Source organism: Blastococcus sp. CCUG 61487, assembly GCF_005222955.1.
Lineage (GTDB): Bacteria > Actinomycetota > Actinomycetes > Mycobacteriales > Geodermatophilaceae > Blastococcus.
Window position 1 is genome coordinate 1 of the sequence record NZ_LWUA01000006.1, and the last position, 25,017, is coordinate 25,017.

A 25,017-nucleotide genomic window follows, 5' to 3' on the forward strand; every position below is an offset into this window, starting at 1 on the left:
CTCGATGTTCGACAACGGCGCATACGCCGTCCAGCCGAAGTCCGGCGCCCCACCCGGGGTCAGCAGGCTGGACACCACGATCAGCGACCCGAACAGGAACAACCAGAACGACAACGCGTTCAGCCGCGGGAACGCCACATCCGGCGCCCCGATCTGGATCGGCATGATCAGGTTGCCGAACGCGAAGAACAACGGCGTCGCGAACATCAGCAGCATCAACGTGCCGTGCATCGTGAACAGCTGGTTGTACTGCTCCGGCGACAAGAACTGCAGCCCCGGCCGCCCCAGCTCCGCCCGGATCAGCATGGCCATCAGGCCACCCAGGATGAAGAAGCCGAACGAGGCCGTCATGTACATCAGGCCGATGGTCTTGTGGTCCGTGGTCCGCAGCAGGTTCGACAGCCGCGAACCCTTCTCGACCACGTGCGCCGGGCTCGGCCGACTCACGATGGGCGCGGGTGCAATCGTCACGCCCCGCAGCTTAGACAAGCCCTCCGCCGTCCCGGCCGCGGGCGTGGCCGGGCGCGCCGCGCACCGGTTCCCGAGCCGCTCGGACGTCATCGGGACCTCGGCCGGGACGGCCGTAGACGGCGACCTCGACAGCGACGGTGACCTCGACCGGGTCGGGCAGCACGGCCAGCCGGCCGGCCAGCTGCTCGCCGGACAGGTGCCGTGCGTGCGGTCCCATGCCCACCAGCGTGCCGACCGCCGCCCGGTCCAGCCGTAGCCGCTCGCGGTGGGCCGTGGTCGAGAGCCTCCGCAGGTGCGGCTCGAGGGAGGCGGCCAGCCGGGCCGACTTGTCGGGGTCCACGCGGAGCAGGCCGAGCGGGCCGACGAGCTCGCCGAGGTGGTCGGGCGCCGGGGTCACCACGACCAGCCGCCCGTCCGGCCGGAGCACCCGCGCGATCTCGGCCCCGTTGCGGGGCGCGAACACGACCAGCACCCGGTCGACGGCCTCGTCCCGCACCGGCAGCCGGGCCCAGGTGTCGGCGACGACCGCCATCGCGCGGGGATGCGCCCGTGCCGCCCGCCGGGCCGCGTACGTCGAGGAGTCGAGGACCACCCCGGCGGCGGCGGGCACGCGCGCGAGCACCGCCGCGAGGTGGTGCCCCGTGCCGCCTCCGAGATCGAGCAGCACCTCCGGCTGCCGCCCCTCCCCCGCGGTCACCGCGTCGCCGAGCGCCGCGGTGACCCCGGCGTAGTGGCCCGCGGCCAGGAAGGAGGCGCGGTCGGCCACCATCTCCGCCGAGTCCCCGGACGGCGGCCGGTGGCCCGGCGGCAGCAAGGTCACGTGCCCCTGTCGGGCACGGTCGTACGCGTGCCCGGCGGGGCAGCGGAGCACGTCGCCGTCGACGGCGAGCGCCGCCGTGCACACGGGACAGGCCAGCGCGGCGACGGCGGCGCCGGGCAGGGGTGGACGGCTCCTCACGAGCGGGGCGGCACCGGGTGGAAGGCGACGTCGCGGAGCCGTCCCGCGTCGGCCACCGCCGTGACGAACGTGCCGTGCGGCTGCCGCCGGCGGTCGGTCGGCGAACCGGGGTTGAGCAGCCGCAGCCCGGTGTCGGCGGTGGTGTCCCAGGGGATGTGGCTGTGCCCGAAGACCAGCACGTCGGCGTCGGGGAACCGTTGCGCGCAGCGCGCCTCCCGGCCCTTGGCGTCACCCGTCTCGTGGACGACGGCGACGCGGATCCCCTCGAGCTCGACGCGCGCCACCTCGGGCAGCCGCTCGCGGAGGACGCCGTGGTCGTTGTTGCCGTGCACGCCCACCAGCCGCCGGCAGCGCCGCTCGAACTGGTCCAGCAGGGCCACGTCCACCCAGTCCCCCGCGTGCAGCACGACGTCCACGGCCTCGATCTCGCGCCACACCCCGGGCGGGAGGTCGCGCGCACGCTTGGGGACGTGCGTGTCGGAGACGAGCACGAGCGAGAGCGGCACGGGTCCCATGGTCGCACCGGCCGTCGTGCCCCGGCGCCGAGCAGGGACGACGGGTGCGGCCGGCTCAGCGGTGCTGCTCGGCCAGGGCGCGCAGGCGGGCGTTGTAGGCGTTGAGCTCGGCGTCGCCGTCCCGCTCGGCTGCCCGGTCGAGGGCACGCGCGCGGCGCTCGTCGGAGCCCATCCAGGCGATCAGGACGACGAGCAGCACGATCACCGTGGGGAGCTCGCCGAAGGACCACGCGATGCCGCCGGCCACCGTCTGGTCACCCACCGGGTCGATCCTCCACTCGGCGGGCGGGTTGGCGAAGCTGTCCACGAGCAGCGTGCTGGCGATCATCACCGCCACGCCGAAGAAGGCGTGGAACGGCACCGGTATGACCAGCTCGAGGATGCGCATCGGATGGCTGTGGGTGTGCGGCCACGGGTCCTGGGCGATGATCGGCCCGAAGAAGAGCACCCCGGTGACGACGAAGTGCGCCAGCATGAACTGGTGCCCCGGCGCGGTGCTCATCAACGCGTCGAAGATCGGCGTGAAGTAGATGCCGTAGAGGCTGGCGATGAACAGCGGCACGGTGAACGCCGGTGCGGCGAGAAACCTGCCGACGCGGCTGTGCAGGAGGTTCAGCAGCAGCGCACGGGGTGCTCCTGCCGCACCCTGACCGCGCGGCAGGGTGCGCAACGCGAGCGTGACCGGCGCCGCCAGCAGCAGGAAGATCGGCGTGATCATCGCCAGGACCATGTGCTGGACCATGTGCAGGCTGAACAGGACCATGCTGTAGCCGTTCAGCCAGGTGCCGGTCACGGCGAAGATCGACAGCGTCCCGACGATCCAGGAGGCGGTCCGCCACCACGGCCAGCGGACGCCGGTCCGGCGGAGCCGGACGACCGCGAGCAGGTAGACGACCAGCCCGATCAGGCTGAGGACGGCGAGCACCGACCAGGCATCCAGGTGCACCTGGAACATCCGGCCCCACGTGGGCGGCTCGTCGGGTACCCACATGCCCGAGTGCTGCCCGTGGTCCACCGCTGCCTCCTGATCCGCGCCGTCGTGCCGGCTCCACTGTCCCACCCGGCGCGGCCACGGCAGCCACGGGCGGCGGCGGTGTGACGCAGGACGCGCGACGCCCCCGTACCGGGCGAGCGGTACAGGGGCGTCGGACGAGTCGGGTCCCAGCGGCCGGCGGCCGGCGTCAGATGTTGACGCCGCGCTCCCGGAGCCAGGGCAGGGGATCGACCTTCGTGCCGTGCATGCCGCCCTTGTGCACCTCGAAGTGCAGGTGCGGGCCGGTCGACTGACCCCGGTTGCCCAGCAGCGCGATGGTGTCGCCCGCACGGACGACCTGGCCGGCCCGGACGAGGATCTCGTCCATGTGCCCGTAGACGGTGACGTCGCCGTTGTCGTGCTGGATGTACACCGCGAGGCCGTAGCCGCTGGCCGGACCGGCCTCGAGGACGACGCCGTCCATGACCGCGTACTCGGGCGTGCGCATGGGGGCGGCGAGGTCGATGCCGGAGTGCATCGTGCCCCAGCGCGGGCCGAAGCCGCTGGTGAGCCGGGCGCCGTTCACCGGAGCGACCGCCTTGGGCCGGGCCGCCTCGATCGCCGCGACGAGCGCCACGTGGTCGGCGGTCGCCTGCGTGTGGGCGGCGGCCACCTGCTCGGCGTCACGCTGGTACCGGCTGGCCACCAGCTCCGGCAGGACCCGGGTCGACTCCGACAGCGCCTCCGCCGGCTGGGCCTCGATGCCGAGCTGCTCGGCGACGCTGATCGAACGGCTCGCCGACGACGCCTCCGCGACATCCGTCGGGGCGGTGTCGACGAGGACACCCATGCTCATGGCACCGATCAGCCCCGCGGCCAGGTAGAACGCGGGCCGCCGGCGTTCGGAGGGGAGCCGCCGGAGCAGGCGGGAGCGGTACCCGGCAGCCGACACCGGAGCGACCTCGGCCGACAGCTCGTCGGAGGCGGTCTCGGTCTCCGCGACGACGTCGTCGGCGGGGGCCTCGCCCGCGATCTCCTCGGCGGGAGCAGCCGGACGCGGGTGCGGCGTGGGGCGCGGTCGAGCGGGCGCCGTGGCCGCGACCTCCGCGACGACGGCGGCGGCCTCGACGACGACCGCCTCGGCCGCGACTGCCGCGGGCTCGGCGGTGCTCTTCGCCGCCGGCTTGGCGGTGCTCTTCGCCGCCGGCTTGGCGGTGCTCTTCGCCGCCGGCCTGGCGGTGGCGGCCTTGGCGGCCGAGGTGGCCCGCGCCGCGGCGGTGCGCGCCTTGCCGGCGGCCTTGCCGGCCGCGGTCGTGGCCTTGGCGGCCAGCGCGCCGGCCGTGGAGGCGGTCCCGGTGCGCGACGCCGTCCCCTGGCGCTGCGACGGAACCGTGGAGGCGTTCGTCCCGGCGACCGCGCCCGTGCGGCGACGCGAGGTTCCGCGAGCCGGGGCCGGGGTAGGAGTGGCCGCCGAGACGGCGTCTCCCTGACCCGCGTCGACGAGCCGAGCGTGGTGGAGCGAGCTCATGCACCTGGACTTCCGTAGGGGACATTGCCGTGCCCCCGGGGAAGAGGAGCGGGGCCCATGTAAACACGCCGTGATGTGTTCGTGATCTGCGTCGCGGGGTATCCACCTGCAGTTTTGTGGCGTCCGGCGCCCGTCTCACGACCGATTTCCAGTCCTATCGAGGGAGAGAACCGCATGCGCGCAGTGACCTGGCACGGTCGAGGCGAGGTCCGGGTGGAGACGGTCCCGGACCCGGTCATCCAGGAGCCCACCGATGTCATCGTCGAGATCACCTCGAGCGGCATCTGCGGCTCCGACCTCCACCTGATCGAGATCATGGCGCCGTTCATGACGGTCGGGGACGTCATGGGCCACGAACCGATGGGCATCGTCCGCGAGGTGGGGTCCGAGGTCACCGCCGTCAAGGCGGGCGACCGGGTCGTCGTCCCGTTCAACATCTCCTGCAACACCTGCTGGATGTGCACCCAGGGACTGAACTCCCAGTGCGAGACCACGCAGAACCGCGAGCAGGGCTTCGGCGCCTCGCTCTTCGGCTACACCAAGCTCTACGGCCAGGTGCCGGGCGGGCAGGCCGAGTACCTCCGCGTCCCGTTCGGGAACACCCTGCCGATCAAGGTGCCCGATGCCCCGCTCGACGACCGCTTCGTCTACCTGTCCGACGTCCTGCCCACCGCGTGGCAGGCGGTGCAGTACGCCGGCATCCCGCAGGGCGGCAGCGTCCTGGTCCTGGGCCTCGGCCCGATCGGCGACATGGCCACCCGGATCGCCAAGCACCTCGGCGCCGGCCAGGTGATCGCATCCGACGTCGTCCCCGAGCGGCTGGCCCGGGCGCGACGCAACGGCATCACGGTCATCGACAGCACCAAGCAGGCCGACGTCGTCGCCCAGGTCCGGGACCTGACCGACGGTCGCGGGCCGGACGCCGTCATCGACGCCGTCGGCATGGAGGCCCACGGGTCGCCGGTGGCCACCGCCCTGCAGAAGGCGACCGCGGTCATCCCGGACGCGGTCATGGAGAAGGTCATGCAGGTGGCCGGCATCGACCGGTTGGCCGCGCTGAACACCGCCATCGAGGCGGTCCGTCGCGGCGGCACGATCTCGCTGTCCGGCGTCTACGGCGGAGCGACCGACCCGCTGCCCCTCATGCGCATGTTCGACAAGCAGATCCAGCTCCGCATGGGCCAGGCCAACGTGTGGCGCTGGGTGCCCGACATCCTCCCGCTGCTGCTCGAGGGCGATCCGCTGGGCGTGGACGAGTTCGCCACCCACCGCGTGCCGCTGGAGCAGGCGCCCGAGGCGTACGCGAACTTCCGCGAGAAGAAGGACGGCGCCGTCAAGGTGCTCCTCCAGCCGTGAGCTCGCTCCGGGGGTGGGTACGACGCCCGCCCCCGGGGTCCGGGCTCACCCGGCGGGCACCGGGCCGAGCACCGTGTCGAGGTGGGCGTTGCCGAACACACCGGTGGGGTCCAGCCGGGCCCGCAGGGCGGTGAACTCGTCGAACCGCGGATAGCGGGTCCTGAGCGCCGCGGCGTCCAGACCGTGCAGCTTGCCCCAGTGCGGGCGCCCACCGACGCTGCCGGCCATCGACTCCAGGGCGGCGAACCAGGCCCCGGGGTCGGTGCGCGCCGGCACGTGCGCGGCGATGTAGGCGGTGTCGCGGCCCGATGCCGTGGACAGCGTGATGTCGTCGGCGGCGGCGACCCGCACCTCGACGGGGAAGGCAGCGCGGAACTCGCCCGCCTTCGCGATGCGATGCAGCTCGGTGAGGATGGCGGGGGCCTCGGCCCGCGGGACGGCGTACTCCATCTCCAGGAAGCGCACCCGTCGCCGGCTCACGAAGACGCGGTGCGAGGTGTCGGTCCACGTGCGCGCGCCCAGCCCGCCCGAGGCGACGGCGGCGAGGCGCGGGATCGCCGTCGGCCGGCGTCGTCCGGCAGCGACGATCCCGGCGAAGACGGCGTTGGACAGCACCTCGTCGTCCCAGACGGCGCGCCAGCGCGGCAGCGGCGCCAGCCCTGCCTCCAGCGGCACACGGGTGTTGCGCTTGGTCAGGCACCGGCTGGTGTGCGGGAACCAGTAGAACTCGACGTGGTCGGTGGACTCCATGAACTCGTCGAAGCCCTCGAGCAGCTCGGGCAGCCGCGCCGGGCCCTCCTCCGCGCGCAGCCCGAAGGCGGGCACCGCCTGCAGGGTGACGGTGTCGAGCACACCGAGGGCGCCCAGCCCGATGCGGGCCGCGGCGAAGACCTCCGGGTTCTCGGTGGCCGAGCAGTGCAGCAGCGACCCGTCGGCCAGCACCAGCCGGAGCGCCCGCAGCTGGGTGGCCAGCCCGCCGAACCGGGCGCCCGTCCCGTGCGTGCCGGTGGACAGCGCACCGGAGACCGTCTGCCGGTCGATGTCCCCGAGGTTGGTCAGCGCCCACCCGCGCCGGGCGAGCTCGGCGTTGAGCCGGTGCAGCGGCATCCCCGCCTGCACCGTCACCAGCCCGGCGTCGTCGACACCGAGGAGTCCGGCATGCCGGTCGAGACGGAGCTGCACCCCCTCGGGCCGGCCGATGGCGGTGAAGGAGTGCCCGCTACCGATCGGGCGCACGCGGCGTCCCTGCCCGGCGGCCGCCGTGATCACCGAGGCGATCTCGTCGCTGCCCCCCGGCCGCGCCACCTCCACTCCGGTGGCCCGCTGGTTGCCCGCCCAGTTGCGCCAGCTGCCCGTGCCCGAATCCGTCATCGTCGTCCCGTCCTCCCGCTCGGCCCCGCCCGAGTTGATCATCGACGAGAAGAGGCTCAGCGGGTGCGCTGGACGCGCGCCTCGTCGAACACCGGCTCGGCGGACTCGTAGACCCGGCCGTCGGCACCGAAGACGACGAACCTGTCGAAGGACCGCGCGAACCAGCGGTCGTGCGTCACCGCGAGGACGGTGCCCTCGAACGCGGCCAACGCCTCCTCCAACGCCTCCGCGGAGAGGACGTCGAGGTTGTCGGTCGGCTCGTCGAGCAGCAGCAGCGTCGCTCCGGACAGCTCCAGCAGCAGGATCTGGAACCGCGCCTGCTGCCCCCCGGACATCGTGCGGAACGGCTGGTCGGCCGCACCGGTGAGCCCGTAACGCCGCAGCGCCGCCATCGCCCGGCCCCTGTCCACGCCGGCCCGGCCTGGCTCGCCGTGCCACAGCAGGTCCACCGGGGTCCGGTCCTGCCACTCCGGGTGGGCGTGGGTCTGGGCGAAGAAGCCGGGGACGACGCGAGCGCCCAGCCGCCACCCACCCGCGTGCGCGACCGGTTGCCCCGCGAGCAGCCGCAGGAAGTGCGACTTCCCCGCACCGTTCGCGCCCAGGACGGCGACCCGGTCGCCGTAGAAGACCTCCAGGTCGAAGGGGTGCATGAGGCCGGTCAGCTCCAGCTGCTCGGCCGTGATCGCCCGGACACCGGTGCGCCCGCCCCGCAGGCGCATCGCGACCTTCTGCTCCGGCGGCCGGTCCGGGGGCGGGCCGGCCGCCTCGAACCTGGCCAGCCGCGTCTGCATGGCGTGGTACCTGCTGGCCATGTCCGGTGAGTTCGCCGCCTGCTGCTGCAGCGTGCGCACCAGGTCGACGAGCCGCTGGTGCTCCTCGTCCCAGCGCCGCCGCACCTCGGCCAGCCGTTCGTGCCGGGCGGCCCGCGCATCGTGGTAAGCGGCGAAGCCGCCGCCGTGCACCCATGCCGTCCCGCCCTCGACGGTGACGACGCGGTCGGCCACCCGCGCCAGCAGCTCGCGGTCGTGGCTGACGAACAGCACGGTCTTCCGCGTCTCCAGCAGCCGGTCCTCGAGCCACCGCTTGCCCGGGACGTCGAGGAAGTTGTCCGGCTCGTCGAGCAGCAGCACCTGGTCGGGCCCGCGCAGGAGCGCCTCGAGGGCCAGCCGCTTCTGCTCCCCGCCGGACAGCGTGGACAGCTCCCGGTACTTGCAGCGCTCGTACGGGACGCCGAGGGCGGCGACGGTGACGGTGTCCCAGGTGACCTCGGCGTCGTACCCGCCGGCGTCGCCCCACTGGGCCAGGGCGTCGGCGTAGGCCATCTGCGCCCGCTCGTCGTCGGTCTCCATGAGCGTCAGCTCGGCGCTCTCCAGCCCGTCCCACGCGGCGCGGACCGCCGGCGGCGCGAGGTCGACCAGGAAGCGCTGGACCGTGGTGTCGTCGCGGACCGAGCCGATGAACTGCCGCATGACGCCGAGCCCGCCGGTCCGCGAGATGGTCCCGGCCTCCGGCACGAGGTCACCGGCGATCAGTCGCAGCAGCGTCGTCTTCCCGGCGCCGTTCTCGCCGACGAGCGCTGCGCGCGCGCCCTCGCCGACCCGGAACGAGACGTCGTCGAGCAGCACGCGCCCGTCGGAGAGCGTGTGCCGCAGCGCGCTGACGTCGACAGCACCCGGACCCGTAGCCACGCGGCCATCTTCCTGCAGCCGGCAACCCGGTTACCCGCTGCTCCACGTCGACCGACCGGAGTTGATCATCGTCTGCGTGCGCGGGACACGACGCGACATGCCGTGGGACCTGGCACGCGGACGATGATCAACTGGGAGCCGGGCAACCGGCAACCGGGAGTCGGGAGCGGGCGTCAGCTGACGTGCACGCCCAGCCGGTAGCGGGCCAGCCGCTCGACGAGCTCGGGCAGCGCACCGACCGGCGAGCCGCCGAGGTCGCGCCGAGCCGCCCGGACCACCGTGCGCACGCACTGGGTGTCGATCCGGCCGGCGTACTCACCGTGCAGCCGCGCGACGGCCTGCTCGATCGCGGGATCGGCGAGCTGATCGCCCGCCCCGGCAGCGCGCTCGGGAGAGGGATCGGGGCTGCTCGGCGACACGATCAGGGTCATGGACTGTCCTTCGCTGCGGACTGCGACGGCTCGGCCGCGTGGGAGCGGCGCGATCACCGTGCCGGTTCGCCGGTCCGACCCACCAGGGACGAAGGTCATGCCCCGCCGTCCGCCAGGCGGACACGTCGGCAGCAGATGACGGCAGGTGACCGTGTCGTCACCTGGCCCGGGGTGTCGGACCCTGGGTCAGCCGAGCCCGATGGCCAGCAGGGTGGCGGCGACCGACAGCACCATCGCCAGCACGATCACGGAGGCCACGAGCCGACGACGTCGCTCCGACTCCGGCCCACCGGCTCCACCCATGCCCATCACAGGCGGGACCGTACCGCTCGGGTGATCGGCCGGGCTGTCGGCACCTCGATCCGTCGTACCTGTCTGCCACCGTGCATCCATGACGACGCCACCATCGGAGGTGGGGCTGCTGCGGCTGGTGGCCCAGGGGCTCGCCGGGCCGAAGGCCACGACGGCGGTGGACGCCGTCCGCCGGCTCACCGCCGCGCAGGGCCAGGACTACCCGGGTGCGCTCACCTCGATCGCGCTGCGTACCGAGAGCAGATCCCGCGACGAGGTCGTCGCCGCGCTCGACCGCGGCGAGGTGGTCCGTTCGTGGCCGATGCGCGGCACGCTGCACCTCACGGCCGCCGAGGACCTGCCGTGGATGCTCGACCTGCTCGGTGAGCGGGCCCTCGCGGGCGCAGCCCCGCGGCGGGCAGCTCTCGGCCTCACCGACGACGACGTCGCCCGAGCGAACGCCACCGTCGTCGACGCGCTGGCCGGAGGACGACGACTCACCCGCGCCGAGCTGCTCGCGGCGATCGAGGCGGCCGGGGTGGCCATCACGGGTCAGCGCGGCTACCACCTGCTCTGGTACGCGGCGCAGACCGGGCACACCTGCCTGGGCCCGACGGCCGACGGCGAGCAGCTGTTCGTGCTCCTCGCCGAGTGGGTTCCCACGCCGCGGCGGCCGGCGCGGGAGGAGGCGCTGGCCGAGCTCGCCGTCCGCTTCTTCACCGGCCACGGTCCGGCGACGGTGCACGACCTCGCCCGCTGGGCGGGGCTCACCGTGCGCGACGCCCGCGCCGGCCTGGCTGCGGCCCGCCCGCAGCTCGACTCGCTGACGATCGAGGCCACCGAGCACTTCCTCGACCCCGCCGTCCCAGAACGGCTGGCCGCCTGCCGGGCCGAGGCGCGCGGCACCTTCCTGCTGCCGGGCTTCGACGAGTTCGTGCTCGGCTACGGCGACCGCCGCCACGTGCTCGACCCCGCGTTCGCCGAGCGGATCGTCCCGGGGCGCAACGGCATGTTCCTGGCGTCCGTGGTGGTCGACGGCCGGATCGTCGGCACCTGGCGCCGGGAGGGCAGCGGCCGCCGTCGCACCGCCGTCGGCACCGCGTTCCGGCCGGAGGACGACGCGCTGGTGGCGGGCGTCGCCGAGCTCGCCGCCGCCCTGCCGTGAGCGGGACGGCGGCACCGGCCGCAGGACAGGCCGAGCGCCTCCGGGGCGACCACGATGGACCCCGTGCGCGACCTCCTCCGTCCCCTCCGCCAGGCGGGCCGGTCCGCGTTCGGACCCTCGTTGCCCACGCTGTGGCAGAGCGGTGGCCGCCGGGGACTGACGGCGGCGGTCTGCGCCGTCGTGCCGCTGTCGGTCGGTGTCGCGTTCGACGAGCCGGGCCTGGGGGCCGCCGGTGCGCTCACCGCCTTCTCCGCGATCTACGGCCACGCGCTCCCCTACCCTCGCCGCGCCGTCGTCGTCGCCGGTGTGGCATCCGGTCTCGCGATCGCGGGCTGGCTCGGGGCGCTGACCGGCCAGCACCCGGTGGCGCTGTCCCTCCTCGTCGGGGTGCTCGCCGCCGTCGGCACGGTCGCGACTGCGGTATGGCGCATCGGTCCCCCGGGCGCGGTCGGCTTCGTCATCGTGGCGGGCGGTTCAAGCGCTCTGGGCACCTCGCCCACGGAGCACCTGCTCGTGGGGGTCGCTGCCGCCGCGCTGGCCTGGATCGGCTGCATGCTGCCCTGGCTCTGGGACCCGACGGGGCCCGAACGCAGGGCGGTCGAGAACGCCGAGCGCACCGTCGCCGCCATGGCGGGGTCCGGTGAGGGCCGCCCCTCCCCCGCCGGGGTCTGGGACGTCGTCCGGGCGGCGGACACCGCGCTCGCGCAGTCCGACCGAGCGGGCAGGGACGACCTGCGCGTCCGGCAGCGCAGCACGGAAGCCTGCTTCCTCCGCGCGCTGCCACGAACTGGACGCCCGGCCCCGGTGCACGCCGCGGCTGCGACGCCGGCCGGTCCGGCAACCCGGCCGCCGTGGGTCGAGACCGCGCTGCGCACCGGCCTCGCGGTGGCCCTCGCCGGGCTCGCCGCCGCGCTGCTCGACCTGGCCAACACCTATTGGGCGGCGACCACCGCGGCGGCGGTCCTGGCGAGCACCGATCCGCGCCACACCCGCATCCGCGCACTGGAACGAGGCCTGGGCACCCTGCTGGGCGTGCTGATCGCGGGCGCGATCATCACCGCCGACCTGCCGGTCGCCGTCCAGATCGCGCTCGTCGGCGTCCTGCAGCTGACCATCGAGCTGTTCGTCGCGCACCGGTACTGGCTGGCGGTCTCGTTCATCACCCCGCTCGTGCTCACCCTCGTGCACATGGCGGTGCCCGAGCGCTCGAGCGACGAACTGGTGCTGGAACGGCTGACCGAGACCGCACTGGGCATCGTCGTCGCCCTGGTGATCGGGCTGAGCGTGTTCCGGCGCAGCGCGAGCCGGCGGCTGCCCGGCGCCGTCGCCGCCGCCCGCCAGGCCACGGTCCGGGCCGCCCGTCAGCCGTCGGGGCACGCCTCCGACGTGCGCCTGCACGACGCGCTCGTGGCGCTGGACCAGATCGCCGCGGCGGCCCGTGCCGAGCCGCTCCCGCGGGCCGAGGTGGCCGCGGACCTGGAGCGGGCCGAGCACGTCGCCGACCTCGGCTGGGCCCTGCTCGGAGCGCAGGGCCGCGAGGAGGAGGAGATCGAGGCCGCCCTCCGCCGGCGGATCACCGACGAGCTGGTGCCCGGCGGGCGGTGAGGCCCGTCAGGCCGGCCGGCGCTCCACCAGGAAGATCGGGATCCGGCGCTCGGTCTTGCGCTGGTAGTCGGCGTAGTCGGGGAAGGCGGCAACGGCGCGGTCCCACCACTCCTCGCGTTCGGCGCCCTCGAGCTCCCGCGCGACGCCGTCCCACGGCTCCGGGCCGTCCTGGACGGTGACCTGGTCGGGGGCTGCCCGCAGGTTGGCCACCCAGGCGGGGTCGGTGGGCGCGCCGCCCTGGGAGCCGACCATGAGGTAGGCGCCGTCGTGCTCGACGCGCATGAGCGGCTGCTTGCGCACCTTGCCGGTCTTCGCCCCGCGGGTGCTGAAGATGACCACCGGCAGCTCCCGACCGGGCAGGGTGTTGCCCTCGCGGCCTCCGGTGCGCTCGTACAGCTCCACCTGGTCGCGGACCCACTTCTGCGGACTCGGCTCGTACTCACCTTCCAGCGGCATGGACCGAACCTACGACCGGCGCCCACTCCCGTCCTGGCGAACAGCGAAGTCGATGGTGTGCGGCACGAAGAAGCTGAGGTTGTCGGTGATCAACCCGTCGCTCTCCCGGATGCCGAGCCCTGCCGGCTCGCCGTCGACCACCCACGCGCCGAGCACCGGGTGGTGCGACCCGTCCACCCCGGGGAAGTCGGGCAGCGGCGCGAACTCCTGGACGACGAAGCCCTCGGTGCCGTACCTCCCGGGCAGCTGGGTGACGACGTCGCCGTCGCGCACGATCGCCACGTTGGCGCCCTCCCTGCCCCACAGCGGTTTGCGGACGTAGTCGCGCCAGCTGGCCGGCATGTCGTCGGCGAAGTAGGCCGGCAGCAGGTACTGGCCGAGCACCGGGTCGGCGCCGAACAGCTGCCACAGCACCGGGAGGAGCGCCTTGGTGCTCCACAGCATCTTGTAGACGGGCTCGATCCAGGTGGTCCCGCCCGGCCGCATGCTGTCGGCGAGCACGGCGGCCCCGAACTCGTCCTCGACCAGCCACTCCCAGGGATAGAGCTTGAACACGACGTCGAGGTGGCGGCCCTGCTGGTCGTAGAACCGGCCGTCCCCGGAGTCCAGCACGATGTCCTCGACGACCAGCTCGACCGCCTCGTAGCCGGCCTGCACCACCGTGTCCATCAGGTAGGCGACGGTCATCCGGTCCTCGCCGGAGGTCTCCTCGCTGGTCCAGGCCAGGTGCACGCGCGGGCGGACGCCGGTGCGCCGCTCCCACCGCGTGAGGTTGCGCCGCCAGGCGGCGACGAGCGTGTCGTGCAGCGCGTTCCACTGGTCACGGCCCTGCCCGGTGAACAGGTGCCAGTTCCACTGGGTGACGGCGGACTCGACCAGGCCGGTCGGGGTGTCCGCGTTGAACTCGAGCAGCTTGGGCGGCCCCTGGCCGTCGTACCGCAGGTCGAAGCGGCCGTAGATGCTCGGCGGCTCCTCCGCCCACGTCCGGCGGATCGGCTCCCGAGCCGCCGGCGGGATGCGCAACCGGTCGAACAGGTCGTTGTCGACGACGTGGTCACCGGCGGCCACGCACATCTGGAACAGCTGGGCGACGGCGCCCTCGAGCTCGGTGATCTCCGCCATGGAGAAGTCGTAGAAAGGGCCCTCGCGCCAGTAGCTGCGCACCTCTCCACCGGGCAGGTGGGTGCGGTTGTAGACCAGCCCCTGGGACTCGATCTCGGCCTCCCAGCCGGGCCGGACCACCCCGCTCTCGATCCTGCGCACGGGCTCCGGCTCAGCTCCCCGCGCCGCCGCGGTTGCCGATCCCCTTGCCGATGCCGCCGCTGACCCGCTGCCCGGCGCTGACCTTGCCGGTGGGCGGCAGGCCCGCGCGCTGCCTCGCGACGCTGTCACCCGGGTCGACGCGGGTGCCGCCGGGCGGCAGGACGGTGCCGACGGGGAGGCCCGGCCGGAAGGCGCCCAGGTACAGGAAGAACAGGCCGGGACCGACGCCGCCGCTGCGCCCGTCGTCGCAGAGGTCGTCGTCGACGATCTCGCCGTTCTCGTCGGTGCAGTACGCGACCTGCTCGTCGTCCTCGCCGCCCACGGTGCAGCCGGCCAGGAAACCGGTGGCGGCAGTGGCCAGCACCGTCGTCGTCAGGGCGGCGCGGACGCGGTTGGAGACCGCCATGACCACGTTCCTCCTCGGGATGCTCCGTCGAACAGTAGGTGCTCCGACGGAGGTCGCGCTCGGTCCGCACCCCCGGTCGCGGCTCCCCCGCCCCGGATGGCACGGTTCCTCTTCGCGACCGACCGACACGGGCTGACGCAGAGGATCTCCGTGCCCACCACCGATCTGACCCTGACCCGCACCGGGCACACGGCCGTGTTGACCATCGACCGCCCGGAGAAGCGGAACGCGATGACCGCCGCAATGTGGGCGGCGCTCCCGGACCTGCTCGCGGAGCCGGCCGCCGACCCCGACGTCCGCGTGCTCGTGGTCACCGGCGCCGGACCGAGCTTCTGCGCCGGCGCCGACATCTCCGACCTGCTGGGCGGCGCCGATCCGGCCGACCCGATGGCCGACGTCCGGCGGCACAACCTGGCCGCCCAGTCCGCCCTCCGCGCGTTCCCCAAGCCGACCGTCGCCCTGATCCGCGGGCACTGCATCGGCGGCGGCGTCGAGATCGCCGCCTCCTGCGACCTGCGGTTCGCCGACACCACGGCCGTCTTCGGGGTCACCCCCGCGAAGGTCGGCATCGTCTACCCGCCGGTGTCGACCGGGGCGCTGGTCGACCTGGTCGGCCCCGCCACCACCAAGTACCTGCTGTTCAGCGGCGAACTGATCGACGCCGACACCGCGCTGCGCACCGGCCTGGTCGACCGGCTGGTCGATCCCGACGCCCTCGAGGAGGAGGTGCGGCGCTTCGCCGACGTCCTGGCCGCACGGTCGGGACTGACGCAGCGGGCGACCAAGGAGGTCGTCGCCGCCCTCACCGGCGGGGACGACGCCGAGGCCGTCGTCGCCCCCTGGTACCGCCGGACCATCGCCGAGGGCGAGCTGCCCGAAGGCGTCGCGGCGTTCGCCGAGCGCCGCCCGCCGCGATTCCGCTGGTCAGGCTGACCGCACGGTTCCGTTTCGCACCCCGCACGTCCGGGGTACCACCGCACCCAGCGTTTCCCAGGGGGGAAGGGAACGCGGTGCGGCGCCCCGCCGCGCCCCTCACACCTCCCTCCTGCCTGCTCCTGACGCACGGATGCGCCGGGCGCGAGTTGCCCGTTCTGCCCGCCCACCTGGGCAGGTGTGGCCGGTCAGCTCGTGGGTAGCGCCGACGCCGACCACGAGAACTGCCCAAGAATCAGCCGAGGAGGACCGATGACTCACTCCATCGACGCCCCGCTCCCCCCGCCCACTGCCACGGCGGGGAGCACGGGACAGAGCTCGTCGAGCACCCACGATTCGCCGACCACCAAGGACATCGCCACGGACGAGGCCAAGGCCGTCGGCCAGACCGCCGCGGACGCCGGGAGCCAGGTCGCCTCGACCGCGGCCGACCAGGCCAAGCAGGTCGCCCACGAGACCCAGCGCCAGGCGCAGGATCTGCTCCAGCAGGGCCAGGCCCAGCTGAAGGACCAGGCGCTCGCCCAGCAACACAAGGCGGCCCAGGGGCTCAGCTCGCTCGCCGGTGAGCTGCGCAGCCTCGCCGACGGCACCAGCGACGGCGCCCCCGGCCCGGCCCGCGACCTGCTCCAGCAGGCCTCCGGGTTCATCGACGGCTTCGCCGACAAGCTGCAGAACCGCGAGCCCGCGCAGCTGCTCGACGAGGTCCGCAGCTTCGCCCGCCGCAAGCCCGGGATGTTCCTGCTCGGCGCCGCCGCGGCCGGCATCGTCGCGGGCCGGCTCACCAGCGGCGTCCGCGCGGCACACAGCGACTCCGGCTCCGGGACCTCCGGCTCGGGCGGCTACCCGTCGACGAACTACGTCGACCCGGCGCCCACCTACTCGGACACCGGCACCACCTACACCGGTACCGGCGCCGCCTACTCGACCGCCGGATCGGCTCCGCTGCCGCCGCCCCCGTACGGCACCGTGCCGCCCGAGGGCACCGCGGTGCCGCCGACCGCACCGGCGGGCTGGGACGACCCGGCACGCCGTCCGGGTGGGGTGAGCTGACCGATGAGCACCCCGTACTCCGGTGGCCAGCAGGGCGCAGGGCCCGGCTACGCGCCGCCCATGGTCGAGCCGGCCACCCAGAACTACGCGGCTGATTACGCCCAGCAGCACAGCGGCGCGATGGGCACGCCGATGACCGACGAGGGGCGCCCCGACGTCGAGGGCAACTCGGTCGGTGCACTGATCGGCGAGGTCACGAAGGATCTCTCGACCCTCATGCGCCAGGAGCTCGAGCTGGCCAAGGTCGAGCTGAAGACCGAGGCCAAGAAGGCCGGGCAGGGCGCGGGCATGTTCGGCGCCGCCGGCTTCGCCGGCTACATGGTGGCGCTGTTCCTCTCCCTGGCCCTGATGTGGGCGCTGGCCAGCGCCATCCCGACCGGCTGGTCGGCGCTGATCGTCGCCGTCCTCTGGGGTGTCGTCGGCGCCGTCGCGTTCGTGCTGGGCCGCAAGAAGTTCCAGCAGGTGAACCCCAAGCCCGAGCGGACCGTCGACACGCTGTCCCAGGTGCCCGGCGCCCTCAAGCCCCACTGACCACGCCGACCTCCCTTTACTCCCGAAGGAGTGCCAGACATGACCAGCAGTGACCCGGACGTCATCCGGCGGCAGATCGAGGACACGCGGCGAGAGCTCAGCTACGACGTCGACGCCCTCAACGAGAAGGTCAACCCGGCCCGCGTCGTGGACCGGCGGGTCACCGCCGCCAAGGGACGCATGACCAGCCTCAAAGACAAGGTGATGGGCACCGCCGAGGACACCAGGCAGTCCGCGCACGGGGCGGCGTCCTCTGCCGCCGGTTCCGTGCAGGACGCGGCGAGCAACGCGGCCGGAACCGTCCAGGACGCCGCGTCCAGCGCGGCCGACGCTGTCCAGCAGGCCCCGCAGATGGTCCGGCAGCAGACGCAGGGCAACCCTCTCGCGGCCGGCCTGATCGCGTTCGGCGTCGGCTGGCTGGTGTCCAGCCTGATGCCGGCCACGCAGAAGGAGCAGCAGCTCGCCCGGCAGGCCGAGACGGCGGTCCGCGAGAACAAGGACGCGCTGATGGCGCCGGCCAAGCAGGCGGCCCAGGAGATGGGCGAGCAACTGAAGCCGGCCGCCCAGGACGCCATGGAGTCGGTGAAGTCCACCGCCGAGGACGCCGCGGAGACGGTGAAGAGCGAGGGCCAGTCCGCAGCCCAGGACGTGCAGAGCCAGGCTCAGCAGTCCAAGGAGTCGGTGCAGAGCCAGTCCGGCTCCTGACCCGGGCGGGTCGCTGACCCGGGCCCGAGCCCTGTGCCCCGCCGGGATTCCCGGCGGGGCACGGTGCTGTCCGGGGTCGCCCGAAGGGGTGAGGAACGGGCCCTGGGGGCTGCTGCCCGGTGCGGCGGAGGACGAAGTCCGGAGGGACGACGCCGTCGCTCCGCCCCGCGGAGCCCGACCGACAGGAGCGCCCCGTGGGCGACGCCCCGCGCACCCTCGTGCCCGCTCCCCGGCAGCCGGTCGACGAACCCGGCCCCCGCGTGCTGGTCGCCGACGACGAGGACGACATCCGCGCGCTGGTCTGCCTCGCGGTGGCCAAGGCGGGCGGCACCGTCGTCGGCTCGGTCGGCGACGGCGCGTCCGCGCTGACCGTCGCGCGCGCGGAGCTCCCCGACGTCGCGATCCTCGACGTCTCCATGCCGGGGCTCGACGGGCTGGACGCCTGCTCGGCCCTGCGCGGCGACCCGCTGACCTCCGGTGTGCGCGTGCTCCTGCTGTCGGCCGGCGCCTCGTTCGACGACGTGGCTCGCGGGCTGTCCGCCGGCGCCGACGCCTACCTGTCCAAGCCGTTCTCGATCGCCGGGCTGGTCCACCAGCTCCGTTCGGTCACCGGGCGGCAGCCGGCATGACCACCGCCGTCCTCGACCGCGGCGACGCCGCCGTCGTCGGCCGGCCGCACCCCCGCTCCCGGGTCGGCGTCCCGGTCGGCTCGCTGACCGGTGCCGGCCTCACCGCCGCCGTCGTCGCCCTGCTGGCGCTCGGCGTGCTGCCCGTCGTCGACGGCCTGCTCGTGGCCGGCGGTGTCGCCGCCGGCCTCGTGGCGGCCATCGCCGCCTCGTTCGTGGAGAGTCGTCCCGGACCCGCGCCGGTCCTCGCCGCGACGGCGATGCAGCTCGCCGCGGTGGTCCTGCTGTCCGCCGGCACCGCGTCCGCCGTCCCGCTCGTGCTCCTGGTCGGTCCGGCCGGGGTCCTGCTGAGCCGCCGGCTGGCGGACCAGGCCGCCGTCGTCGAGCAGCTGACCGCCGACCGGGCCGCGCTGCTCGAGCAGGCGCAGCACCGGGCCGAGGAGCTGGACGAGGCCTCGCGCATGCTGGCCGCCCGCGCCCGGACGATGACCAGCGTGATCGACGCCGTCACCGAGCAGTCGATCATCGGCACGGACCCCGACGGCACAATCCGCGTGTGGAACCCCGGGGCGGAGAAGCTGCTCGGGTTGCCCCGCGCCGACGTCGTGCGCCGCCGGTCGATCGTGGAGTTCCACCTCCCCGAGGAGCTGGCGGACGCGGCCGCCGACCACGGTCTGGACGCCGGGCTCCGCGTCCTCGTGCACGCCGCCCAGGAGCACGGCAGCGACGTGCGGGACTGGACCTACGTCGCCGCCGACGGACGGCAGCGGATCGTGTCGGTGGCGGTCACCCCGCGCACGGACGACCGCGGGGCCCACGCCGGATGGAACTTCGTCGGCACCGACATGACCGAGGCGCGCGCCACCGAGCGCACGAAGGACCAGTTCGTCAGCCTGATCTCGCACGAGCTGCGCACCCCGCTCACCTCGATCCTCGGCTACCTCGAACTCGTCCTGGACGACCCCGAGCAGCCGCTCACCGACGAGCAGCGGCAGTACCTGACCACGGTCGAGCGCAACGCCGACCGGCTGCTGCGCCTGGTGGGCGACCTGCTGTTCACCGCACGCGTCGAGGCCGGCCAGTTCACCCTGCAGCCCGAGGACGTCGACCTGGTGTCGATCGCGCGCGCCGCGGAGGAGAACGCCCGGGTCGCCGCCGCGGCGGCCCAGGTGGAGCTGCACGTCGAGGCGCCGGACCAGCCGATCGTGGTGTCGGGTGATGCCGGCCGCCTCGGACAGGCCTGCGACAACCTCGTCTCGAACGCCGTGAAGTTCACGCCGGCGGGAGGGCAGGTCACCCTCGACGTCTCGGCCGGCTGGCGTTCGCCCGACGGCACCGTGACGGCGCACGAGCGCCCGGGCGCCCAGCCTGTCGCGCGGCTGTCGGTGCGGGACACCGGCATCGGCATCCCCGACGACGAGCAGGGCAAGTTGTTCACCCGCTTCTTCCGGGCCTCGACCGCGCAGCGCAGCGCCGTCCCGGGCGTGGGCCTGGGCCTGTCGATCACCAAGGCGATCACCACGGCGCACGGCGGCACGCTCGACCTGGTCAGCGTCGAGGGCGAGGGAACCACCTTCACCCTGACCCTCCCCCGCCCCGCGTAGGCAACGCGACAGAAGGCCGTCAGCGCGCCCAGCGGGCGGCCCCCTCGCAGGGGCCCGCCACGAGCCTGCGAGTGGTGGGGGGCGAGGGGGTCCTTCTTCTTGCGGATTCCTTGCGGTTTCCCGGCGGGTGGCCTGCGGAACGCCCGTCAGTGTTCTCCCTGTCGCCGGAAGCCCCGGTGGCTCGGACACAGGGAGAACACAGTCATGAGCGCCAAGGTCACCAGCTCCACCGCCCGCAAGGTCATCGGTTCGCTCGGCGTCGTCGGCGCCGCGGCTGCGGTCGCCGGCATGGGCACGTTCGGTACGTTCACCGACAGCAGCACCCCGGTCGCCACGACCATCTCGTCGGGCACCGTCTCGATCGACCTCACCCAGGCTCGCGCCATCCCGTTCACCGCCACCGGCCTGGTGCCCGGCGACACCGTCACCCGCGCCATGAACCTGCGCAACGACGGCACCACCCCGCTGAGCACGGTCCGCCTGAAGTCCACCGTGACCGGCACGCCCAGCATCCTGACCACCGACGTGGTCAACGGCCTCCAGCTGACGGTCAAGGCCTGCCCCACCCCGTACGTCCAGGGCGGCCCCGACGCTGCGCCGACCTTCACCTGCACCGCCGGCGAGCGAGTTGTCCTCGCCAAGGGGCCGGCTGTCAACAACGCGCCCCTCACGGCCCCCACGTCGCTGACGCCTGGTGCGACCGACCACCTCGCGGTGTCCTTCACGCTGCCCTCGGACGCCGACAACACGTTCCAGGGCAAGTCCTCGACGCTGAGCCTGGAGTTCGTGGCCACCCAGCGCACCGCCGGCGACCGCTGACCCGGCTGATCCGACCGGAGATCACACGATGACTGCCGTCCTCCCCGTCCACCGCCCGGGGGCAGCGAAGCAGCTGCCCCCGGCCGGGGACGTCCGATCCGCGCACGACCGGTTCGCCGGTCCGGCCCGCCGCTTCCTGGGCCTCGTCGCCCCGTGGCTGGTCCGCGGACTGGTGGGGCTGGCCGTCGCGATCTTCCTGCTCCTCGCCGTGGGACCCCACGTCCTCGGCTACCGCACCATGACGATGCTCACCGGCAGCATGGCTCCCGAGATCGAGCCCGGTGACGTCACCGTCGTCACGCCCATCGCCCTCGAGGACGTGACCGAGGGCATGGTCATCACGTACCACCAGCCGATCGGCGACCGCTCCGTCGTGACCCACCGGGTCATCTCGGTGGAGCAGGGGCCCGACGGCGCGATCAGCGTCCAGACCAAGGGCGACGCCAACGCGGCAGCCGACCCCTGGACCGCCACCCTGGAGGGCGACACCGCCTACCAGGTGCGGGCGGTGATCCCCGAGCTCGGCCACCTGATCCAGGCCCTGCGGGCTCCGGTCGTCGCCCAGGTGCTGCTCTACGGAGCGCCCGCCCTGCTGGCCGGCTGGCTCCTGCTAACCATCTGGCGTCCCACCGCGACCGACGAGGAGGACCGGGCATGAACGCCATCCGCCGCACGGCCACGCTGGTCGGCCTCACCCTGGCCGTCATCGTCGGCAGCAGCATCCCCGCCTCTGCCGACTTCCGCGATGCCGTCACCACGAACGCCGCCCTCGCCACGGGCACGGTGGCCGCCCCCACGAACCTGAACGTCACCGTCCAGTGCGTGGGCTCGGAACTGCACGCGACAGTCAGCTGGACGCGGAGCACCAGCCCGCGGATCAGCGGTTACGCGATCGACGCGACGATCAACACCGACCGCATGTCCTTCCGCGCCCCCGCCAACGCCAGCAGCTACACGTACAGGATCCCGCGGCTCTGGCAGTCGCACTCCATCCCGGTCGCCGTGACGGTCACCACGGACACGGAGTACCGCTGGACCGCGACGTCCCCGTCGCTGCACAGGTGGGTGACGACGTGCTGACCGCCCTGGTCGTCGACGCCGACGCCCTCGCCCGCCGCCGCGTGACCGGTCTGCTGCGCCTCGGTGGCTGGCAGGTCCGCGAGGCCGCCGACGTCGCCACCGCCCGCCACCTCGCCACCGCCGAGATCGACCTGGTCGTCACCGACGCGCTGATCGGCGCCGAGGACGGCCTGGAGCTCCTCCGGCAGCTGCGGCAGGACGGCTCGCAGGCCCGCTTCCTCGTCGTCACCCGGCAGGTCACCGACGAGCTGCGGGCGCAGGCCACCGCGGCCGGCGCGCTGGCCTGCCTGACCAAGCCGGTCGACGCCGGCGTCCTCCTCGACTTCCTGCGCAGCCGGACCACGGGGCCGGCTGCGCAGGGGAACACGCACGAGATCCACGACGTCGACGACCTGCACGACGCCGACGTCGAGGCAGAACTGATGGACCGACTCCAGGAGATGTACGTGAACGCACTGCCCGGCCGGGTGTCGGCCATCGAGACCCACACCCGTCAGGGCAACGGCCCGGGCGTGGCCTCGGCCGCCTACACGCTGGCCGGCACCAGCGGCCAGCTCGGGCACCCGGAGGTCGCCTCGCTGTGCCGGGCGATCGCCGCCGACGCCCGACGCGGCGTCATGGCCCACTCCCGTGTGCAGTACCTGCACGCACTGGCCGGCGTCTGAGCCCCGACCCCGCTCGGACGCCCGAACGCAGCAGCCCCCCGCATCCGTCGGATGCGGGGGACTGCTGCGTTCAGCTCCGGGACGCGGCTCAGGCGACGAGGCGGTAGCCGACTCCGCGCACGGTCCGGATCTCCGGGGAGCTGAGCCCGGCCGCCTGCAGCTTGCGGCGCAGGTTGGACATGTGGGCCTCCACCAGGCGGAGGTTGCCCTCCCAGTCGGTCTGCCAGACCTCGCGCAGCAGCGTCTCGCGCTGCAGCACCCGGCCGGGCCGGGAGGCCAGCGCGGCCAGCAGGTCGAACTCCGTGCGGGTCAGGTCGACGACGGCGCCGTCGACCCGCACCTCGCGGCTCTCCTCGTCCACCTCGAGCTCGGCCAGCCGGCGGACCTGGTCGGCGGCCTCGTCGGCCGCCTCCGGGGCCGGCGCCGTGCGCGGGAACCGCAGCATGGCCTGCACGCGTGCGACCAGTTCGCGGGGCGAGAACGGCTTGGCCATGTATCCGTCGGCGCCGACGGCCAGCCCGATGAGCAGGTCGACCTCCTCGGCGCGGGCGGTGAGCATGAGGACGTAGCAGGGCGTCTCGGCGCGGATCTGCCGGCACAGCTCGGTGCCGTCGGTGTCGGGCAGGCCCAGGTCGAGCACGATCAGGTCGGGCGCCTCGCGGCGCACCTCGTCCATGCACTCCGCTCCGGAGCCGACGGCCCGTACCTGCATCCCGGCGCGTTCCAGCACCGTGGTGATCAGCTCGCGGATCTCTGCGGTGTCCTCCACCACGAGCACGGATGATCCGGCCACGACCCTCCTCCCTCCGATGCGTCCGGGGCGCGCGTCCCGAGGGCGCGCGTCACCTGACCGAGTGATCGGCGGCGGGAGCAGGCAGCTTGAGCCGAGGCGGGGTGCCCGGGCAGCTGCCCCTCACCCCTCGGAGGGAGAGCGGCGGGCTAGGTGAGCATCCGGGTCGCCGGCGGGAGGCCGCCTCCGGCCACCAGCGCGGCCGTCGCGTCCTGCAGCGCCGTCAGCGCCACCCGCTGCGTGTTCGGCCCCGCGGAGACCCGGGCCACGCCCAGGTCGGCGAGCTCGCGGACCGACGGCGACCTGCCGGGCACGGTGAGCACGCTCAGCCGCCGTGGCCCCAGCGCCTCCGCCAGCACCGCGATCTCCGCGCGGTCGACGACGCCGGGCACGAAGACGACGGGCGCGCCCACGGCCAGGTAGGCCCGGCCACGTCGGACCGCCTCGGCGAGCACCTCCTCGCGGTCAGCGTCCGGCTCGGCCCGGAGCACGGCGTCGGTGCGGGCGTTCAGCACGAGCTCGAACCCGGCGTCCCGGCCCGCGGCCAGGACCGCCTCGACCGCCGCGACGGCGTCGTCCAGCGGTCGCATCTCGTCCTCGAGGTTGCCGCCCACCGCGCCGGCCGCGATCGCCCGGCGTGCGGTCTCCCCGGGGTCGCCGTAACCGGCCTCCATGTCCATGGAGACGGGCAGGTCCACGGCGGCGGCGATGCGGGCGACCATGTCCAGGTGCAGGTCCAGCGGGATCTGCTCGCCGTCCTCGTAGCCGAAGGTGGCCGCGATCGAGTGGCTGGCGGTGGCGAGCGCCTGCACACCGGCGGTGCCGGCCACCACCCGCGCGGAGGCGACGTCCCACACGTTGGCGAGGACGAGCACGTCCGGTGCGGTGTGCAGGTCGAGCAGGCGGCGGGCGTGGTCAGCGAGGTCGGGCACGCACCGAACCTAGCGGCACACCGCCCGTGAGCAGCAGTTCTGGCGCTTTCCGTTCAGGTAAGGCTAACCTGCATTCGCTCGTCCCCCCGCCGTCTCCCGGTTAGGCGATCGCCGCATGTACGTGTGCCACTGCAACGTGGTGACCGACCAGGACGTCATCGAGTCGATCGCCAACGGCGCCCGGTGCATCGCCGACGTCGCCCGGGACACCGGGGCCGGCCGCACGTGCGGCGGCTGCGTCGACACCATGCGCGAGCTCGTGTGCCAGCATTGCCCGGTCATGACCGAGCGACAGCTGGGAGTTGCAGGTGCAGCCCGTTAGTCCCCGGGTGGTCGAACTGCTCAACGATGCGTTGACCTTCGAGCTCACCGTCACCAACACGTACTTCCTCAACGCCCGCATGCTGGACGCCTGGGGACTCCCGAAGCTGGGCAAGGTCTTCTACGACCTGTCCATCGACGAGATGCGCGACGCCGACGACCTGATCCAGCGCGTGCTGCTGTTCGACGGCCACCCCAACCTGCAGCGCCTGGGCGCGATCCGGGTCGGCGAGACCGCCGAGGAGATGCTCGTCCTCGCGCTCGACAGCGAGAAGTCCGCGGTGGCGCAGTTCAACGCCTCGGCCAAGGAGTGCCACGACCTCGGTGACCACGGCACCGCCGCCGTCTTCGAGGAGATGGTGCGGGACGAGGAGAAGCACGCCGACTGGTTCGAGGCGCAGATCGCCGCGATCGAGCGGGTCGGGGCGCAGCAGTACCTCGCCGCGCAGATCAACACCGAGACGCCCTGAGCGGTTCGCCGACG

General features: G+C 73.7%; 28 protein-coding genes and 1 pseudogene. 15 read left to right on the forward strand and 14 right to left on the reverse strand.

The window, feature by feature from the left end; genetic code table 11:
• The 5 genes and pseudogenes from A6V29_RS00420 to A6V29_RS21155 all read right to left on the reverse strand — a co-directional run.
• A partial coding sequence (locus A6V29_RS00420; protein ID WP_170977627.1) for a cbb3-type cytochrome c oxidase subunit I occupies positions 1–471 on the reverse strand: 471 nt, incomplete at its 3' end.
• Positions 472–586: 115 nt separating this feature from the next.
• Positions 587–1,411 (reverse strand): annotated as a pseudogene (locus A6V29_RS00425) (putative RNA methyltransferase); the annotation flags it as partial.
• A 14-nt stretch (positions 1,412–1,425) separates the two neighbouring features.
• A complete protein-coding gene (locus tag A6V29_RS00430; RefSeq protein ID WP_212718882.1) occupies positions 1,426–1,935 on the reverse strand; it encodes a metallophosphoesterase family protein in 510 nt (169 codons plus the stop codon).
• 64 nt (positions 1,936–1,999) lie between these two features.
• Positions 2,000–2,959, reverse strand: coding sequence for a cytochrome c oxidase assembly protein (locus A6V29_RS00435; protein ID WP_137158449.1), 960 nt, complete (start codon positions 2,957–2,959; stop codon positions 2,000–2,002).
• A 166-nt stretch (positions 2,960–3,125) separates the two neighbouring features.
• On the reverse strand, positions 3,126–4,445 hold the full coding sequence (locus A6V29_RS21155; RefSeq protein ID WP_212718885.1) for a M23 family metallopeptidase: 1,320 nt from the start codon (positions 4,443–4,445) through the stop codon (positions 3,126–3,128).
• 174 nt (positions 4,446–4,619) lie between these two features.
• Here A6V29_RS21155 and A6V29_RS00445 point away from each other — a divergent pair, with 174 nt between their 5' ends.
• A complete protein-coding gene (locus A6V29_RS00445) occupies positions 4,620–5,801 on the forward strand; it encodes a zinc-dependent alcohol dehydrogenase (protein WP_137158450.1) in 1,182 nt (393 codons plus the stop codon).
• Between the two features lie 45 nt (positions 5,802–5,846).
• On the opposite strand, the gene A6V29_RS00450 is transcribed toward A6V29_RS00445, so the two are convergent.
• The 4 genes from A6V29_RS00450 to A6V29_RS21850 all read right to left on the reverse strand — a co-directional run bounded on the left by A6V29_RS00450 (position 5,847) and on the right by A6V29_RS21850 (position 9,600).
• Positions 5,847–7,214: a D-arabinono-1,4-lactone oxidase gene (locus A6V29_RS00450; RefSeq protein ID WP_249932894.1), complete on the reverse strand. Its 1,368-nt coding sequence runs from the start codon at positions 7,212–7,214 to the stop codon at positions 5,847–5,849.
• 14 nt (positions 7,215–7,228) lie between these two features.
• Positions 7,229–8,860 (reverse strand): ABC-F family ATP-binding cassette domain-containing protein, encoded by a 1,632-nt coding sequence (locus tag A6V29_RS00455; protein ID WP_137158451.1) that lies wholly within the window; start codon positions 8,858–8,860, stop codon positions 7,229–7,231.
• 173 nt (positions 8,861–9,033) lie between these two features.
• Positions 9,034–9,291 (reverse strand): three-helix bundle dimerization domain-containing protein, encoded by a 258-nt coding sequence (locus A6V29_RS00460; RefSeq protein WP_137158452.1) that lies wholly within the window; start codon positions 9,289–9,291, stop codon positions 9,034–9,036.
• A gap of 186 nt (positions 9,292–9,477) precedes the next feature.
• Positions 9,478–9,600 carry a hypothetical protein gene (locus A6V29_RS21850; RefSeq protein ID WP_283956330.1) on the reverse strand — a complete coding sequence of 41 codons (123 nt, stop codon included), beginning with the start codon at positions 9,598–9,600 and terminating at the stop codon, positions 9,478–9,480.
• 82 nt (positions 9,601–9,682) lie between these two features.
• Here A6V29_RS21850 and A6V29_RS00465 point away from each other — a divergent pair, with 82 nt between their 5' ends.
• Complete coding sequence (locus tag A6V29_RS00465; protein WP_137158453.1) at positions 9,683–10,747, forward strand: winged helix DNA-binding domain-containing protein; 1,065 nt, start codon at positions 9,683–9,685, stop codon at positions 10,745–10,747.
• A 63-nt stretch (positions 10,748–10,810) separates the two neighbouring features.
• Positions 10,811–12,352: an FUSC family protein gene (locus A6V29_RS00470; protein WP_170977628.1), complete on the forward strand. Its 1,542-nt coding sequence runs from the start codon at positions 10,811–10,813 to the stop codon at positions 12,350–12,352.
• A 6-nt stretch (positions 12,353–12,358) separates the two neighbouring features.
• Here A6V29_RS00470 and A6V29_RS00475 read toward each other — a convergent pair whose 3' ends face one another.
• Genes A6V29_RS00475 through A6V29_RS20525 form a run of 3 tightly spaced genes read right to left on the reverse strand, consistent with a single transcriptional unit; the run spans position 12,359 to position 14,477 of the window.
• Complete coding sequence (locus A6V29_RS00475; RefSeq protein ID WP_137158455.1) at positions 12,359–12,808, reverse strand: nitroreductase family deazaflavin-dependent oxidoreductase; 450 nt, start codon at positions 12,806–12,808, stop codon at positions 12,359–12,361.
• A 9-nt stretch (positions 12,809–12,817) separates the two neighbouring features.
• Positions 12,818–14,071: a glutathionylspermidine synthase family protein gene (locus A6V29_RS00480; protein ID WP_170977629.1), complete on the reverse strand. Its 1,254-nt coding sequence runs from the start codon at positions 14,069–14,071 to the stop codon at positions 12,818–12,820.
• A gap of 10 nt (positions 14,072–14,081) precedes the next feature.
• A complete protein-coding gene (locus A6V29_RS20525) occupies positions 14,082–14,477 on the reverse strand; it encodes a hypothetical protein (protein WP_170977630.1) in 396 nt (131 codons plus the stop codon).
• 150 nt (positions 14,478–14,627) lie between these two features.
• On the opposite strand from A6V29_RS20525, the gene A6V29_RS00490 reads away from it, so the two are divergent.
• The 10 genes from A6V29_RS00490 (at position 14,628) to A6V29_RS00530 (ending at position 22,490) form a co-directional block, all read left to right on the forward strand.
• Entirely contained in the window at positions 14,628–15,410 is a 783-nt protein-coding gene (locus A6V29_RS00490; RefSeq protein WP_249932895.1) for an enoyl-CoA hydratase/isomerase family protein, read from the forward strand.
• A 252-nt stretch (positions 15,411–15,662) separates the two neighbouring features.
• Positions 15,663–16,460 carry a hypothetical protein gene (locus A6V29_RS00495; RefSeq protein ID WP_137158457.1) on the forward strand — a complete coding sequence of 266 codons (798 nt, stop codon included), beginning with the start codon at positions 15,663–15,665 and terminating at the stop codon, positions 16,458–16,460.
• Positions 16,461–16,463: 3 nt separating this feature from the next.
• Complete coding sequence (locus A6V29_RS00500) at positions 16,464–16,991, forward strand: phage holin family protein (protein ID WP_137158458.1); 528 nt, start codon at positions 16,464–16,466, stop codon at positions 16,989–16,991.
• Positions 16,992–17,030: 39 nt separating this feature from the next.
• Complete coding sequence (locus A6V29_RS00505; protein ID WP_137158459.1) at positions 17,031–17,696, forward strand: DUF3618 domain-containing protein; 666 nt, start codon at positions 17,031–17,033, stop codon at positions 17,694–17,696.
• A 194-nt stretch (positions 17,697–17,890) separates the two neighbouring features.
• Entirely contained in the window at positions 17,891–18,325 is a 435-nt protein-coding gene (locus A6V29_RS00510) for a response regulator (RefSeq protein ID WP_212718888.1), read from the forward strand.
• Positions 18,322–19,926: a sensor histidine kinase gene (locus A6V29_RS00515; protein WP_137158460.1), complete on the forward strand. Its 1,605-nt coding sequence runs from the start codon at positions 18,322–18,324 to the stop codon at positions 19,924–19,926. Before A6V29_RS00510 ends, A6V29_RS00515 begins: the two co-directional genes overlap by 4 nt.
• Before the next feature lie 204 nt (positions 19,927–20,130).
• Positions 20,131–20,745, forward strand: a complete 615-nt coding sequence (locus A6V29_RS00520; RefSeq protein WP_137158461.1) for a TasA family protein — start codon at positions 20,131–20,133, stop codon at positions 20,743–20,745.
• Between the two features lie 28 nt (positions 20,746–20,773).
• On the forward strand, positions 20,774–21,403 hold the full coding sequence (locus tag A6V29_RS00525; RefSeq protein WP_212718891.1) for a signal peptidase I: 630 nt from the start codon (positions 20,774–20,776) through the stop codon (positions 21,401–21,403).
• The gene (locus tag A6V29_RS20530; RefSeq protein WP_170977631.1) at positions 21,400–21,825 is read left to right on the forward strand and encodes a hypothetical protein; all 426 of its coding nucleotides are present in this window, start codon (positions 21,400–21,402) and stop codon (positions 21,823–21,825) included. The genes A6V29_RS00525 and A6V29_RS20530 overlap by 4 nt, the downstream gene beginning before the upstream one ends.
• Complete coding sequence (locus A6V29_RS00530) at positions 21,807–22,490, forward strand: response regulator (RefSeq protein ID WP_170977632.1); 684 nt, start codon at positions 21,807–21,809, stop codon at positions 22,488–22,490. Before A6V29_RS20530 ends, A6V29_RS00530 begins: the two co-directional genes overlap by 19 nt.
• An 88-nt stretch (positions 22,491–22,578) precedes the next feature.
• Here the strand turns inward: A6V29_RS00530 and A6V29_RS00535 are convergent, their stop codons facing one another.
• A complete protein-coding gene (locus A6V29_RS00535) occupies positions 22,579–23,283 on the reverse strand; it encodes a response regulator (protein WP_137158463.1) in 705 nt (234 codons plus the stop codon).
• Between the two features lie 146 nt (positions 23,284–23,429).
• Entirely contained in the window at positions 23,430–24,212 is a 783-nt protein-coding gene (locus tag A6V29_RS00540; protein ID WP_137158464.1) for an isocitrate lyase/PEP mutase family protein, read from the reverse strand.
• 115 nt (positions 24,213–24,327) lie between these two features.
• Here A6V29_RS00540 and A6V29_RS00545 point away from each other — a divergent pair, with 115 nt between their 5' ends.
• Both A6V29_RS00545 and bfr read left to right on the forward strand, forming a co-directional pair.
• On the forward strand, positions 24,328–24,534 hold the full coding sequence (locus tag A6V29_RS00545) for a (2Fe-2S)-binding protein (protein WP_040337129.1): 207 nt from the start codon (positions 24,328–24,330) through the stop codon (positions 24,532–24,534).
• Positions 24,521–25,003 carry a bacterioferritin gene (gene bfr, locus A6V29_RS00550; protein WP_137158465.1) on the forward strand — a complete coding sequence of 161 codons (483 nt, stop codon included), beginning with the start codon at positions 24,521–24,523 and terminating at the stop codon, positions 25,001–25,003. The genes A6V29_RS00545 and bfr overlap by 14 nt, the downstream gene beginning before the upstream one ends.
• The last annotated feature ends 14 nt before the right edge of the window (positions 25,004–25,017 follow it).